The sequence below is a fragment of the Arthrobacter sp. 92 genome, from assembly GCF_050260325.1.
Lineage (GTDB): Bacteria > Actinomycetota > Actinomycetes > Actinomycetales > Micrococcaceae > Arthrobacter.
In genome coordinates, this window is record NZ_CP189863.1 from 3,610,266 (window position 1) to 3,624,211 (window position 13,946).

The window sequence follows — 13,946 nt, forward strand, 5'->3', positions numbered from 1 at the left end:
GAGCGGACCGGCCGAAATGTCACCTTGAGTGTGGCATCTCCCGGCCCGGATGTGCGGGCTGCGGCTGAGGCCGGACGGCTCCCGGACTGCGTCTTTTGGGGAGGAACAGGTTGTCGGAGCAGGATCCTGACGTGCGGCCGCCGGGCGGCCAGCCGCCTTACACGCCGCCGTCGTCCCCGTGGGGCGGCCAACCGCAGTGGGGCGGCCAACCGCAGTGGGCCGGGCAACCGCAGTGGGGCGGCCAACCGCAGTGGGCCGGGCAACCCGGCCCCTACCCGGCCAACCCCTATGCGCCGAACCTGCCCCCTTCCGGCCAGCAGATGTACGTCGCGCCGCCGAAACCGGGGATCGTGCCCCTCCGGCCGCTTATGCTCGGCGAGATCCTGGACGGATCCTTTCAGGCCATCAGGAGAAACGCGAAGGCCATGCTGGGGGCGGCGCTGCTCGCCCAGACCCTGGGAGCCATCATTTCCGCTGTACTCGCCGCCCGCGCCGGATCACAGGGCGAGTCGTTCGTCCTCTGGCTCCGGGGACTCTCCCCTGCGGAGCTGGCTGCTTTGGGCTTCGGCGTGGTGGTCGGGGCGCTGGCTTTCGCCATTGCCACCGTCCTTATCTCCATAGTCCTCCAGGGCGCAATGTCGGTCCCCGTGGCCCGCGCTGCCCTCAACCGTCGCACCGGGTTCCGGCAGATGTGGAGCCTTTCGCGGTCCCGGGTCGGGGCGCTGCTGGGGCTCGGGGGCCTGATGCTGCTGGCGAGCGTGGCTGTAACGGCCGTTTTTGTGGGAGGAGTGGTGCTTCTTGCCAACTCCATGGGCGGCAGGTCCGCCCTGGTCATTGTTCCGCTGGCGCTTGGTCTGGTGGCCGCCATGATGTGGATCTACATCAGGCTGCTATTGACCCCCTCCGCGGTGGTGGTGGAGGAGCTTGGGGTGATGGACGGCCTGCGCAGGTCATGGCAGCTCACGCGCCACAACTGGTGGCGTATTTTCGGGATCACCCTGGTGGTGGCGCTTCTTATCGGCATCATCAGCCAGATCGTCCTGATCCCCGTCAGCTTGGTCTCCGGCGGTCTCACCAGCGTGCTGTCACCGCACTCAGGGCACGCCGAGGGCCGCGCACTGAGCATCGCCACGGGGATCGCGTCGACCTTGGTTTCCGCCATGGTTGCGGCAGCGGGATACGCGTTCCAGACGTCGGTGCTGGCACTGCTGTACGTGGATCTTCGGATGCGGAAAGAGGGCCTGGATCTTTCCTTGTTGCAGCTGCTTGAATCAGGCTCCGACCCGGACGGCGTGCCCGGACGCGGCGCGGTGCAGGGGCTCCCCACCGGAGTGGGAACTCCCGCCCCATGGCCCCAGCCTCCCTATGGGCAGCCACCTTACGGCCCGCCGCCGGTCGGCCGATGAGGGCCGCGGACTACCCGGCCCCGGCCATCTGGTGCCTTCCCCACGCCTTGACGCAGGCCGAGCCGCCTGTGACCCCCGACGGGGACGAGGCCCGCCGCTGGGCCGTCGAGGAGCTGTCCAAACCGGTCTACCGTGCTGCCGAACCCAGCTGGCTGGATAGTCTGTGGCGCCAGTTCCTGGACTGGCTGCGCTCCCTGAACGGCGGGGACCCCGGAGTCGACGGCGGGCTTGCGCTGCCGATCATCGGCGCCGCGGCGGTCCTGCTCATCGTCATGGCCGTTGTGCTGGCGCGGCCCCGCCTCAATGCGCGACGCCGGCCGCCCAAAGGGGTGGTCGACGTCGATCCCGCCATCAGCGCGGACGCATACCGCCGCAGCGCGGCGGCCGCCGCCGCCCGGTCGGACTGGCCCACCGCCGTCGTGGAGCAATTCCGCGCCATGGTCCGCTCCGCCGAGGACCGCGGCATTGTGGATCCGCACCCGGGACGAACTGCGGACGAAGTAGCGGCCCGGCTCGCCGGCTCCTTCGGGCAGTACGCCAGTGAACTACGCCAAGCCGCGGCCGGCTTCGACGCCATCCGCTACGGCAAGGCCGGCGCCACCGAATCGGACCATGCTGCCCTGGTCAGCCTGGACCAGGCTTTGCGGTCTGCGCGGCCGGACCACAACGGGAGTTCGGCGGACCACTTGGCATTGCCCCTATGATCAAGGAAGCTCCCGCCGCGGGGACTGCATCCGCCGCGATCACGCCGCGGGAAGCTCCCGGCAGCCACATGGCGGTGCTCGGCTGGGTCCGTCGGCACCGGACGTGGACTCAGCTGCTTCTGGTATTCACGGTGGGCGTCGTCCTGACGGTCATTGGGCAACTCACGCCCCGGGATGACAGCACTGCGCTGTCAATCCACAACCCTGCTCCGGACGGTGCGCGGGCAGCCGCAGAAATCCTGAAGACCAGGGGCGTGGACGTCAGCCAGACCGACTCCTACGGCGCCACCATGTCCGCACTGGGCGCTGGCCGCGACTCCGGCCGCGCGGACGGCGAAGTCACGGTGCTGCTCTACGACCGCAATGGCTATCTCGACCGGAACCAGTTACAGCGGCTGGCTGGGGCGGCGGGGCGGGTGGTGGTGGTGACACCCCGGCTGACTACCCTCACTGCCCTGGGCAACGAGATCCGCCCGGCGGGCGTAGTGCCTGATTCAGTCTCCACCCTCAATCCGGGGTGCGGCCTGCAGGATCCCGTGGCCGCAGGCCCGGTGACGGCTGGCGCCGGATACCTCTATCAGTCCGCGGTCCTGTGCTACCGCCCGTCGGCCGGGTTTGGCGGGCTCTATGCCTCCGCTGACAACGGCGGCCTGGTTGTCCTGGGGAGCAGCCGCATCCTCAGCAACGAAGGTCTGGACGAAAAGGGAAACGCGGCCCTGGCACTGAGGACACTGGGCTCGTCCAAGAGACTTGTCTGGTACCTTCCCGGCATCGCCGACGTCCCCGTTTCCAGCTCACCGAAGACCCTGGATGAACTGGCGCCCCCCTGGGTGGCATTCCTGGGCCCCTGGCTCGCCCTGGTGGTCGCACTGGCGATGTTCTGGCAGGGCCGGCGGCTGGGGCCCCTCGTCTTCGAACCGTTGCCGGTGGTGGTAAAGGCCGTCGAAACGGTGGAAGGGCGGGCACGCCTCTACCACGATTCCCATGCGGTGGACCGGGCGGCGGACAATCTACGGTCTGGAACCCTGGTCCGGCTCGCCCGGATCCTGCGGTTGGGTCCGGGGGCGGAGGCCGTCGACATAGCGGCCTCCGCCGCCAGACACTTGGGCCGGTCAACCGAGGACATGACCGAAGTGCTTGACGCGCGGCCGCGCACAGAAAGCGAGCTGGTCCAGTGGGCTCAGCGTCTGGACCGACTAGAGAAAGAGGTAACTGCCCCATGAGCGAGCAGCCCGACCGATTCACGCATGGCGGCTATGGCGGTCAGCATGCCGGCGCCCCCGCCGGCATGACCGCCACCGCGCCGGCGGCGCCAACTGCCCCGGCGACCGCTGCCGGGGAACGGATACCTCCGGACCCGGTTCGCCAGGCGTTCCTGGATGTGCGGAACGAGGTGGCCAAGGCTGTAGTCGGCCAGGATGCCACCGTGACCGGGCTGCTCATCGCGCTGCTCTGCGGTGGCCATGTGCTGCTTGAAGGTGTGCCCGGCGTGGCCAAGACCCTCCTGGTTCGCACCTTGTCGGCCGCGCTGAGCCTGGACACAAAGCGGGTCCAGTTCACTCCCGACCTCATGCCTGGTGACATCACCGGCTCGCTGGTGTTCGACTCCCGGACCTCGGAATTCAGTTTCCGGGAAGGGCCGGTCTTCACCAATATCCTGCTCGCGGATGAGATCAACAGGACGCCGCCCAAGACGCAGGCCTCCCTGCTTGAGGCCATGGAGGAACGCCAGGTGTCCGCTGACGGGGAGTCCAGGCTGCTCCCTTCGCCGTTTATCGTGGCCGCCACCCAGAACCCCGTGGAGTATGAGGGCACCTATCCCCTGCCCGAAGCGCAACTGGACCGCTTCCTGCTGAAACTGGCCATGCCCCTGCCTGGACGCGCGGAGGAGATCGAGGTGATGAGACGCCACGCGGCAGGCTTTGATTCCAGGAACCTCGCTGCGGCCGGTGTGCGCGCGGTGGCCGGCGTTCAGGAGTTGGAGCAAGCGCGGGCTGCCGTTGCCGCGGTGGAGGTGGCCCCGGAAGTGCTTGCCTACATAGTGGATGTGGTGCGTGCCACCCGTTCGGCGCCCTCGTTCCAGCTGGGAGTGTCTCCGCGCGGTGCCACAGCGCTGCTCAGCGCCTCCCGCGCATGGGCTTGGTTATCCGGGCGGCACTTCGTCACTCCCGACGACGTCAAGACACTGGCCCTCCCCTGTTTGCGGCACCGCGTTGCCCTGCAGCCGGAAGCGCTGATGGACGGGGTGCATGTGGACGGTGTCCTGGGCAGCATCCTGGCATCAGTGCCTGTCCCCCGCTGACGCCCGTGGCGATTTCAGGGCGGTTGGTTCTCCTGGCACTGCTGGGGCTGGTGCCGGTGTTGCTCTCTCCGGGCTGGTGGACTGTGCTGTTGGTGGGTTGCATCTTGTGTGCCGCGTCAACGATTGACCTGGCGCTCGCGGCCCCATTGCGGAGGATCGGCCTGGAGCGCGCTACCACCACCAACGTCACCCTGGGTGCCAGCACAACTGCCGTGCTGAGCATCACGAACCCGGGTAACCGGCTGCTCCATGCCGTGGTCCGCGACGCCTGGCAGCCGTCGGCCGGGGCCCGGAACCCGCTGCAGCGCGTTGATGTTCCTCCCGGGGAACGGCGGCGGATGACGGTGGTGCTGACACCTGTGAGGCGCGGCGATCTTGCCGCCCCACATGTCACTGTGCGTTCCTTCGGCCCACTGGGGATGGCCGGCCGCCAACGGACGTTCGGTTGCCCCGGCTCGGTGCGCGTCCTCCCGCCATTCCGCTCCCGGCGTCATCTGCCCTCCAAGCTTCGAAAACTCCGGGAACTCGATGGAAAGGCCGCGGTCCAGATCCGTGGCGCGGGCACGGAGTTCGATTCCCTCCGCGACTACGTCCGCGGTGATGACGTGCGTTCCATCGACTGGCGGGCAACCGCCCGGCGTTCCGCCGTCGTTGTCCGGACCTGGCGCCCCGAACGTGACCGCCGGGTGGTGATCATGCTGGATACTTCGCGGACGGCGGCGGCCAGGATCGATGACGAGGCACGCCTCGATACGGGGATCGAGGCCGCCCTTTTACTGGCCGTCCTCGCCGAACGAGGCGGCGACCGGGTTGATTTCTTTGCTTTCGACCGCCGGACCCGGGGGAGGGCGGGTTCATCCGCAAAGGGAAACCTGCTCGGACAACTCGTTCAGGCCATCGCTCCGCTTGAACCTGAACTCATCGAGCTGGATTGGAGCCAGATTCCCGGCCAGGTGCGGCAAATTTCGGCGCACCGTTCGCTGGTGGTGCTGCTGACATCACTCGACGGCGGCGCACCCGAGGAAGGCCTCCTCCCCGTGGCGGCGCGGCTCGCCCAGCAGCACGTGGTTGTTGTGGCCTCCGTCCGGGACCCCATGCTTCGCGCCATGAAGGCGGAGCGGACGACGGCGGCGCAGGTCTTCCGCGCTGCAGCCGCCGAGCGGGCGCTGCTCGAACGCGAGGCAGTCAGCCTTCAGTTGCGGCAACTGGGCGCCGAGGTGGTGGACGCCGAACCGCATCAGCTCCCGCCCGCGCTGGCCGACGCCTACATCCGGCTGAAGGCGGCCGGACGGCTGTGACCGGGCATAGTCCGCACTCCGACCCCGCAGCCACAGACATCAACCAATCCCCGAAAACCATCAGGAGGCTACCGTGAGCAGACCCATCTACGAACGTGCCCTGGGCAGTGATTTCGCCCGGCTGCAACCTGAACTGCAGGAATATTTCTCCCTGGCCCCCGGGTCGGGCCACTTCGGCGTGGGTGAGGGTGTGTTCGACGTGGTCGGATGCCGGCAGCGGTGGCTCAGGCCCCTGCTGCGGTTGACCACCGGGGAGGAGGCCTTTTTCCCGGAGTATGGCGAGCAGGTGCCATTCCGGATCGAAAACCACGCCCACTTGGACCCGTTTGGACGTTCCAGCCTGACAACTCGGCGCGAGATCTTCTTTCCGGGCGGGACCCGGCTGTTCCATGACACCACAAGCTTCGATGAATCCAGGAGCAGCCCGGGGCTGCTCGACTACGTGGGGCGCTACCGGCGCCTGGTCACCGACCTGAACCTGAGCGTCACGGCCGACGGCAGGCTGCGGGGCGTGTCCGAGGCCTCGCGGCTGTTCCTTGGCCGGCTGCGAATTGCGCTTCCCGGCGCCCTCGACGCGAAAGCCTATGCCGAGCAATGGTGGGAATCCACGGACGGAGAGCACGGCAGGCACCGGATCCAAGTCAAGGTGATCCAGCCGCAGGTGGGTCTCGTGCTCGTTTATGCCGGGCACTTCAACTACCGGCTGCAGGAGTACCCGGGCGGCCTCACGGCGCCCGGCCACTTGCCGGCCTATGCCCGTCCGGAGCGGTGGGAGAGCCGGATCTAGCCGAGCGCCAGCTGGTTGAGTCCGTCGGCCACCTGTGTCAGCCGCGTCAGGACCGCCGTGGCGGAGGACGGCGTGTATCCGGCCAGACCTTCCGAGGGAGTCACGCGGACCGAACCGAGCGTGGACGCGGGGAGCCCCAGCTGACGCCACGGTCTCCACAGGTTCTCCACCACGTCCTGCACGCGCGGCAGGCGCGCGGTGGCGTCATCGCTTGGCAGGACGCCTGCCCATAATCTCTTGCCATCTTCGATTGCGCCGGCCAGTTGCTCCCATTGACGGGAGGTCAGTGCCTTCAGAGGAACGGCGATGCCGTCAGCGCCAGCGGCAAGAATACGTTCGAACGGCGCCTCCACCTCCGCCACCGCCACCACGGTCTCAGCGGCGCCGGCTGCCCGGACGGCATCAATGACAAGTCGCCACGATTCCGTTACTTCCTGACCGGGCACCGATCTCAGGGTCCGGTAGCCGCTGGAGGTGGGGATGGTTCCTCCAAGCACAGCCCCAATATCAGGTTCGTCGATCTGAACGAGCAGCCGGGCGCCGGGAACGGCGGTGGCCACCCGGGCCAGGTAATCGCCCACGCCGGCAGCCAGGGACGCCGCGATGTCGCGGCGCGCACCGTAGTCGATCAGCGCCCGTTCGCCGTTATGCAGATGCAGGCCGGCCGCGAGGCTAAGGGGTCCCCTCAGCTGAACCTTGATGTCGGCGGCCGGCTGCTCCTCGCCACCGGCCACGTCAGCGAGAACGTTGATGTCCGTAGACAGCGCCGACTTGGCCCGCAGGAGATCCCGCCCCGGCCGGTCCACGATTCGCCACCCGTAGGGTTGTACATCCACGGCCATGTCCACCAGCAGCGAAGCCGTCCGGCCAAGGGCGTCCGAGCCGACGCCCCGGTCCGGGAGCTCCACCAGAAAAGGAAGGTGCGGACTGCCCAGCTCACCACGGACGGTCTTGGTGGCCTCCACGGGATCCTCGCCGGGCCAGGGGCCCAAAGCTGTGGCTGTGACCTGTTGGGGTTCGGGCTGTGGTGTCAGAGGCATGGGTCAGGCATCCACCGCGGTCGAGGGTTCGGAGGTCGCACCGCGGACGGCGGTGGCGTTGTTCGCGGCCTCATGATCCTCGGCGATGGCCTCGTGGTGGCGGATGACCTCGCCGATGATGAAGTTCAGGAATTTTTCCGCGAAGGCAGGATCCAGGTGCGCCTCTTCAGCCAGGCGGCGCAGCCGTGCGATCTGCGCCGTTTCCCGTCCAGGGTCCCCGGCTGGAAGCTTGTGCGCGGCTTTGAGGAACCCAACCTTCTGCGTCGCCTTGAAGCGTTCGGCGAGCAGGTACACCAGGGTGGCGTCAATGTTGTCGATGCTGGACCGGATCGACAACAGCTCCGCCATCACCGATGCGTCCACTTGTCCGGCCAAGGAACTCGCGGAGGGGTCGTAGGATGCGGCATCTGGAAGATCGTGGTTCTGCTCGGTCATATTGCCAGTCTATGGGTACAGCATTAAAAGTCCGCGGCTGTTAAGCGGCCACGAAACGTCCAGGATGGCACGAAAATGCCCGCCGTCCCTAACGGACGGCGGGCATTTCCTGCGCATGCCCCGGCGGATCAGCCCGCGAGCAGCGCCCGGTTTTCTTCCCTGCGCCGGGCCTGTTCGTCAGGATCCGGTACCGGGAGCGAGGCGATGAGCCTTCGGGTGTAGTCATGCTGCGGTGCGCCCATGACCTGGTTGCCAAGACCCTGCTCCACGAGCTTGCCCTTGTACAGCACACCCACCCAGTGGGAGAGCATGTCCACCACGGCGAGGTCGTGGCTGATGAACAACGCCGCAAAGCCGAACTCCTGCTGGATTTCCTTGAAGAGTTCAAGCACGACGGCCTGCACCGAGACGTCCAGGGCCGACGTCGGTTCGTCGGCAATCAGCAGTTTCGGGTTCAGGATCAATGCCCTCGCCAACGACGCCCTCTGGCGCTGCCCCCCGGAGAGCTCGTGCGGGAACCGCTCAGCGTACGACGCCGGCAATTGCACTGATTCGAGCAGCTCACCGACCCGCTTCCGCGCCTGGGCCGGCGTGGGATTGCTGTGGATGATGAGCGGCTCCGCCACGCAATCGCCGATGGTCAACTGCGGGTTGAACGAGGCTGCGGGATCCTGGAACACAAAACCGATCTCCTTGCGGAGTGGTTTGAACGTCCGCTCCTTCAGGTTCAGCATCTCGTAGCCGAGTACCTTCAGGCTGCCGCCGGTGGTCCGGTTAAGCCCGGCGATGGCCCGGCCGATGGTGGTTTTGCCGGACCCCGATTCACCCACCAGTCCGAACACCTCGCGCTCGGACACCGTGAAGCTGACGCCATCCACTGCCTTGAACCCGGGGCTGCCCAGCCTGCCCGGATACTCGATGGTCAGGTTCTTGGCCTCGACCAGCACCTTGCCGCCCTGGTGGGCGCGGCCGGTCATGCCCTCGGACGCCGAATGCCGGCCGAGGTGGGGCACGGCGGCAAGCAGTTTGCGGGTGTAGTCCTGCTTCGGCTCCGCGAAGAGGACCCTGGCCGGGGCCTCTTCCACCACGTCGCCCTGATACATCACCACAACGCGGTCGGCGAGGTCGGCCACTACCCCCATATTGTGGGTGATCAGCACAATGGACGTTCCGTATTTGTCCCTCAGGTCCCGCAGGAGCTGAAGAATCTCGGCCTGGACCGTGACATCCAGCGCGGTGGTGGGTTCGTCGGCCACGATCAGCCCGGGGTTCAGTGCGAGGGCGGCAGCAATGACCACGCGCTGCTTCTGGCCGCCGGAGAACTGGTGCGGATAGTAGTTGACCCGCTTCTCGGCGTCCGGGATGCCAACCTTGCGAAGGGCTTCAATCGCGCGTGATTTGGCCTCCTTGGCGGAGACGCGGTGTCCGCTGCTTCCGGCGTGCGCACGGATGCCTTCGGCGATCTGCCACCCGACGGTGAAGACGGGGTTCAGTGCTGTGGACGGTTCCTGGAATACCATGGCCACATCCCGGCCACGGATCTGCCGCAGCTTGGCCGCGCTGACGCTGATGACGTTGTTGCCGTTGATGAGCACTGCGCCGGAGCTCGTGGCGGTTTCCGGAAGAAGCCCCAGGATGGTCTTGGCCGTAACGGTCTTTCCGGATCCGGACTCCCCCACGATGGCCACCACCTCTCCGGCTGCCACGTCCAGGCTGACGTCCTTCACGGCATAGACGTCGCCGCTGTCGGTGGCAAAAGTGACCTTCAGGTGGTCGATTTCCAGGACCGGACGGATGCCGGCATCGCGCTGGTCCGTCACTGAACCGATATTGATGCTCATGAACTTCTCACTTCTACTTCGGATGCCACCTGCGTGCCCGACGAGGGGCCAGGCGCGGCCTTCCCGGCGGCACGCTTGCGCCCCCGCAGCCGGGGGTCGTTGAGGTCGTTGATGCTTTCGCCCACGAGGGTCAGTCCCAGGACGGTCAGGACGATGGCCAGGCCGGGGAACACACCCGTCCACCAGATTCCGGAGGTGGTGTCCGCCAGCGCCTTGTTGAGGTCGAATCCCCATTCGGCCGCCGACGTCGGCTCGATGCCGAAGCCGAGGAATCCGAGGCCCGCGAGCGTCAGGATGGCTTCGGACGCGTTCAGCGTGAAGATCAGCGGCAGCGTCCTGGTGGCGTTCTTGAAGATGTGACGGCTCATGATACGGACGTTGGAGGCGCCCACCACCTTGGCCGATTCCACGAACGGCTCCGCCTTCAACCGGATGGTCTCAGCGCGGATCACCCGGAAATACTGGGGAATGAACACCACGGTGATGGAAATTGCGGCGGCAAGGATGCCGCCCAGCAGGCTCGACTGGCCTCCGCTGATCACGATGGCCATGACAATGGCCACCAGCAGTGACGGGAAGGCGTAGACCGCGTCCGCCACCACCACCAGGATCCGGTCCAGCCAGCCGCCAAAGTAACCGCTGACGAGGCCGAGGATGACGCCGATGAAGATCGACATCACGACGGCCACAATGATGACCATGATCGCCGTCTGGGCACCCCAGACCACGCGGGAGAACACGTCGTAGCCGCCCACCGTGGTGCCGAGCAGGTGCTTCCCGGCCGGTGCCTGCTGTGTGGGGAAGCTTCCGTCGGCGTCCGAAATCTGGGAATAGCCGTAGGGTGCAATGAGCGGGGCGAAAATGGCGGTCAGCAGGAACAATCCCGTGAGAACCAGTCCGCCCACGAGCATGCCGCGCTGGAGACCAACGCTCTTGTTCAGGTGGGACACGACGGGCAGCCGCCGGAACCACGGTTCCCCGCGGTGGGGGGCTGCGACAGTCTGGTCGGTGCTCATATCAGTACCTCACGCGGGGGTCGATCAGCGCGGCGACAATGTCCACGATGAAGTTGGTCACGGCCACAATCACGGCAAGCAGGACCACGATGCCCTGGACGGCAACAAAGTCACGGGCAGTCAGGTAGGTTGCCAGCTGGAAGCCGAGGCCCTTCCATTCGAAGGTGGTTTCGGTCAGCACAGCGCCGCCGAGCATCACCGCGATCTGGAGTCCCATCACGGTGATGATGGGGATCAGGGCGGGCTTGTAGGCGTGCTTGGTGACCAGGCGGAATTCGCTGACGCCGCGGGACCGTCCGGCTTCCACGTAATCCTTGCCCAGGGTTCCGATCACGTTGGTGCGCACGAGCCGGAGAAAGATACCGGCGGTCAGCAGTCCGAGGGCAAGCGCCGGAAGCACTGCATGGGCCATCACGTCACCGAGCGCGGCCATGTTCCCGCTGCGCAATGCATCCAGCCAATAGATACCGGTGGGTGCCTGGAGCGCGGTAAGGGCGAGCTCGCTGGAGGTCTTGGCGCGACCGGCCACGGGCAGCCATCCCAGCCACACCGAGAAGGTCAGCTTGAGGAGCATGCCCGCGAAGAAGACCGGAGTGGCGTAGCAGAGGATCGCGAAGATGCGGAGCACGGCGTCGGGAGCCTTGTCCCGGCGGTGCGCCGCGATCATTCCCAGCGGGATTCCCACCAGAAGCGCCACGAGCACGGCGTTGATGGACAGCTCCAGCGTGGCCGAACCGTATGTGGTGAGCATTTCGGACACCTTGCGGTTGTCCGAAAGCGTGGTGCCGAAGTTGCCGGTTATCAGTTGGGCCAGGTACTCAAAATACTGGACCAGGATGGGCCGGTCGTAACCTGCAGCGTGGATTCGTTCCTGGAGCTGTTCCGGCGGGAGCCGTCCGCCCAAGGCCGCGGTGATGGGGTCGCCCGTGATCCGCATCAGGAAGAACACAAGCGTCACGAGGATAAAAATAGTCGGAAAGATCAGCAGGAACCTGATCAGGATGTACTGGCCCAGTCCCCCACCGGACTTCTTCTTCTTTGTCGGCAAGAGGCCGTCGGCGTCGGTTGGCGGCGCCTCGATAAGAGTTGTCATTACTGCCTAAATGTGTGTTTCCGGGGCACGGTTAGCTGCCCGGAATCTGCTGTTCTGATGCCAGCAGGAAAGGCGGGACGCCGTACAGGCGCCCCGCCTCCCTGGCTGGTCAGAACCGGATGGGGAAATGGACCTACTTGGAAATGAGACCAAGACGGGTCTTGAAGGAAGCGTCCAGGGTCTGGTCCACTCCCTTGACGTCTGCACCGGAGACCATCAGCTGGGCGCCCTGCAGCAGCGGCAGCGTCGGGAGGTCCTTGGCGACGGCGGTTTGGGCGTCACCGAGCACCTTTTCGCGCTCTGACTTGTCAACGGTCGTGAGCTGCTTCTTGATCAGGTCCGTGACGGTGGGGTTCTCGTAGTGGTTCTTGAGGAAGTTGCCCGGGATGAAGAACGGGGTCAGGTAGTTGTCGGCGTCGGAGTAATCCGGGAACCAGCCGAGCTGGTAAACGGGGTAGACGTCCTTCGTGCGGTCCTTGGAGTAGGTGACCCACTCGGTGGACTGAAGGTCAACCTTGAAAAGGCCCGACTTCTCCAGCTGTTCCTTGATCATGGCGTACTCGTCGCCCGAGGACTTGCCGTAGTGATCCGGGTTGTACTGAAGTTTCAGGTTCACCGGTGCCGACACGCCGGCGTCGCTGAACGCCTTCTTCGCGTTGTCCAGGCTCGGCTTGCCGTTGCCGTCGCCGTACATGTCCTTGAGCGGCTTGATGGCGCCGACGAAGCCGTCCGGGACCACCGAATAAGCCGGAAGGTAGGTGCCCTTGTAGACCTGGGTGGCGATGGCGTCGCGGTCCACCACATCGGCCATGGCCTGGCGAACGGCCAGGGCCTTGGCGGGATCGGCGTCGGGGGCCTTGGCGCCGAACGGCATGGTGTCGAAGTTGAAGACGATGTAGCGCAGCTCGCCACCGGGGCCCTTGTGGACCTTGACCTTGGAGTCCTTGTCCAGGTCGGCGGCGTCGGTCGCAGTCAGGCTGCGCCCGGCTACGTCGATGTTGCCCTGCTGGACGTCGAGCTTGAGGTTGTTGGAGTCCGCGTAGTACTTGATGGTGGCGCCATCATTTGCGGGCTTGCCGAGGAGTCCTTTGTAGTCTGGGTTGACCTTAAGGCTGATGAGCTCGTTCTTCTTGTAGCTCTCGATGGTGTACTGGCCGGCGAACGGCTTGGCCTTGACGATCTCGTCGTCGCTCATCAGCTTGTCGGCCGGGAAGACCTCTTCGTCGACGATCGGTCCGGCGTTGGAGGCGAGGACGCCGGGGAAAACCTGGTCGTTGCCTTGCTTGAGGGTGAAAACCACCGTGGTGTCGTCTTTGACAGCAACGGAAGCAAGGTTGCCCAGAAGCGAGGCCGGCCCGTTGTCGTCGGCGATCTTGACAACGCGGTCGATGGAGAACTTCACGTCGGACGCCGTCAGCGCGTGCCCGTTGGCGAACTTGAGCCCGGACTTGAGTTTGACGGTGTACTCGGTGGGAGTGGTGAACGACGCGGACTCGGCGATGTCCGGGCTGGAATCGGCCGTTCCCGGCTTGGCGTTGAGCAGGAAGGGATAAACCTGGTTCATCACCATGAAGGAACCGGCGTCGTAGGAGCCGGCCGGGTCAAGGGTTACCACTTTGTCAGTGGTGCCGTACGTTATGCTGCCCCCGCCGCCCGCGCTGCCTGATGCCGTGGCGCCGCCGGACGGACCCGTGCAGGCAGTCAGTGCAAACGCGGAAACGCCCGCGAGCGCGATAGCGCTCTGCAAGGCCTTTTTGTTCATTGCCATCTGTGAACTTTCTGTTCGATGAGTACTCGCGCGCTGCCCGGAATGCAGATCAGGTTGACTCGTAAGGGCAGCGCGCTGTCCTGATCCCTCGATTCAACCAGACGTCCGGTTGGTAAAACGTTGCATCTTGTGAGATGAGACACAAAATTTACCTGATTGGGTTCCGGCTATCGCTTTCTTCAGGATTAGGGCCCTTCGTCGGCACGGTACGCGGACGGCTCAGCCCGGCCAGCCAGGGCGCATTGAAGTGGGCGGG

12 protein-coding genes are annotated in these 13,946 nt (G+C 65.9%); 6 read left to right on the top strand and 6 right to left on the bottom strand.

Annotated elements, in window-relative coordinates; genetic code table 11:
* Positions 1 to 110: 110 nt before the first annotated feature.
* From ACP4XC_RS16745 to ACP4XC_RS16770, 6 genes are all read left to right on the top strand, one after another.
* Entirely contained in the window at positions 111 to 1,406 is a 1,296-nt protein-coding gene (locus tag ACP4XC_RS16745; RefSeq protein ID WP_427171610.1) for a glycerophosphoryl diester phosphodiesterase membrane domain-containing protein, read from the top strand.
* On the top strand, positions 1,403 to 2,110 hold the full coding sequence (locus ACP4XC_RS16750; RefSeq protein WP_427171612.1) for a DUF4129 domain-containing protein: 708 nt from the start codon (positions 1,403 to 1,405) through the stop codon (positions 2,108 to 2,110). The genes ACP4XC_RS16745 and ACP4XC_RS16750 overlap by 4 nt, the downstream gene beginning before the upstream one ends.
* Positions 2,107 to 3,333, top strand: a complete 1,227-nt coding sequence (locus ACP4XC_RS16755; RefSeq protein ID WP_427171614.1) for a DUF4350 domain-containing protein — start codon at positions 2,107 to 2,109, stop codon at positions 3,331 to 3,333. The genes ACP4XC_RS16750 and ACP4XC_RS16755 overlap by 4 nt, the downstream gene beginning before the upstream one ends.
* Positions 3,330 to 4,412, top strand: a complete 1,083-nt coding sequence (locus tag ACP4XC_RS16760) for an AAA family ATPase (RefSeq protein ID WP_427171616.1) — start codon at positions 3,330 to 3,332, stop codon at positions 4,410 to 4,412. Before ACP4XC_RS16755 ends, ACP4XC_RS16760 begins: the two co-directional genes overlap by 4 nt.
* Positions 4,413 to 4,417: 5 nt before the next feature.
* Positions 4,418 to 5,710, top strand: coding sequence for a DUF58 domain-containing protein (locus ACP4XC_RS16765; RefSeq protein WP_427171618.1), 1,293 nt, complete (start codon positions 4,418 to 4,420; stop codon positions 5,708 to 5,710).
* A gap of 73 nt (positions 5,711 to 5,783) precedes the next feature.
* Positions 5,784 to 6,497, top strand: coding sequence for a DUF4166 domain-containing protein (locus ACP4XC_RS16770; RefSeq protein ID WP_427171620.1), 714 nt, complete (start codon positions 5,784 to 5,786; stop codon positions 6,495 to 6,497).
* Here ACP4XC_RS16770 and ACP4XC_RS16775 read toward each other — a convergent pair.
* From ACP4XC_RS16775 to ACP4XC_RS16800, 6 genes are all read right to left on the bottom strand, one after another.
* Positions 6,494 to 7,537: a hypothetical protein gene (locus tag ACP4XC_RS16775; RefSeq protein WP_427171622.1), complete on the bottom strand. Its 1,044-nt coding sequence runs from the start codon at positions 7,535 to 7,537 to the stop codon at positions 6,494 to 6,496. The genes ACP4XC_RS16770 and ACP4XC_RS16775 overlap by 4 nt on opposite strands.
* A 3-nt stretch (positions 7,538 to 7,540) precedes the next feature.
* Entirely contained in the window at positions 7,541 to 7,972 is a 432-nt protein-coding gene (locus ACP4XC_RS16780; protein WP_427171624.1) for a chorismate mutase, read from the bottom strand.
* 128 nt (positions 7,973 to 8,100) lie between these two features.
* Positions 8,101 to 9,813: an ABC transporter ATP-binding protein gene (locus ACP4XC_RS16785; protein WP_427171626.1), complete on the bottom strand. Its 1,713-nt coding sequence runs from the start codon at positions 9,811 to 9,813 to the stop codon at positions 8,101 to 8,103.
* On the bottom strand, positions 9,810 to 10,829 hold the full coding sequence (locus ACP4XC_RS16790; RefSeq protein ID WP_427171628.1) for an ABC transporter permease: 1,020 nt from the start codon (positions 10,827 to 10,829) through the stop codon (positions 9,810 to 9,812). Before ACP4XC_RS16790 ends, ACP4XC_RS16785 begins: the two co-directional genes overlap by 4 nt.
* A gap of 1 nt (position 10,830) precedes the next feature.
* Positions 10,831 to 11,922 (bottom strand): ABC transporter permease, encoded by a 1,092-nt coding sequence (locus ACP4XC_RS16795; protein WP_427171630.1) that lies wholly within the window; start codon positions 11,920 to 11,922, stop codon positions 10,831 to 10,833.
* 133 nt (positions 11,923 to 12,055) lie between these two features.
* Positions 12,056 to 13,690 carry an ABC transporter substrate-binding protein gene (locus ACP4XC_RS16800; RefSeq protein ID WP_427171632.1) on the bottom strand — a complete coding sequence of 545 codons (1,635 nt, stop codon included), beginning with the start codon at positions 13,688 to 13,690 and terminating at the stop codon, positions 12,056 to 12,058.
* Between the last annotated feature and the right edge of the window lie 256 nt (positions 13,691 to 13,946).

Coding starts and splice junctions, on each gene's coding strand:
- ACP4XC_RS16750 (WP_427171612.1), top strand. CDS start 1,403: ATGAGGGCCGCGGACTACCCGGCCCCGGCCATCTGGTGCCTTCCCCAC.
- ACP4XC_RS16755 (WP_427171614.1), top strand. CDS start 2,107: ATGATCAAGGAAGCTCCCGCCGCGGGGACTGCATCCGCCGCGATCACG.
- ACP4XC_RS16760 (WP_427171616.1), top strand. CDS start 3,330: ATGAGCGAGCAGCCCGACCGATTCACGCATGGCGGCTATGGCGGTCAG.
- ACP4XC_RS16775 (WP_427171622.1), bottom strand. CDS start 7,537: ATGCCTCTGACACCACAGCCCGAACCCCAACAGGTCACAGCCACAGCT.
- ACP4XC_RS16780 (WP_427171624.1), bottom strand. CDS start 7,972: ATGACCGAGCAGAACCACGATCTTCCAGATGCCGCATCCTACGACCCC.
- ACP4XC_RS16785 (WP_427171626.1), bottom strand. CDS start 9,813: ATGAGCATCAATATCGGTTCAGTGACGGACCAGCGCGATGCCGGCATC.
- ACP4XC_RS16790 (WP_427171628.1), bottom strand. CDS start 10,829: ATGAGCACCGACCAGACTGTCGCAGCCCCCCACCGCGGGGAACCGTGG.
- ACP4XC_RS16795 (WP_427171630.1), bottom strand. CDS start 11,922: ATGACAACTCTTATCGAGGCGCCGCCAACCGACGCCGACGGCCTCTTG.
- ACP4XC_RS16800 (WP_427171632.1), bottom strand. CDS start 13,690: ATGGCAATGAACAAAAAGGCCTTGCAGAGCGCTATCGCGCTCGCGGGC.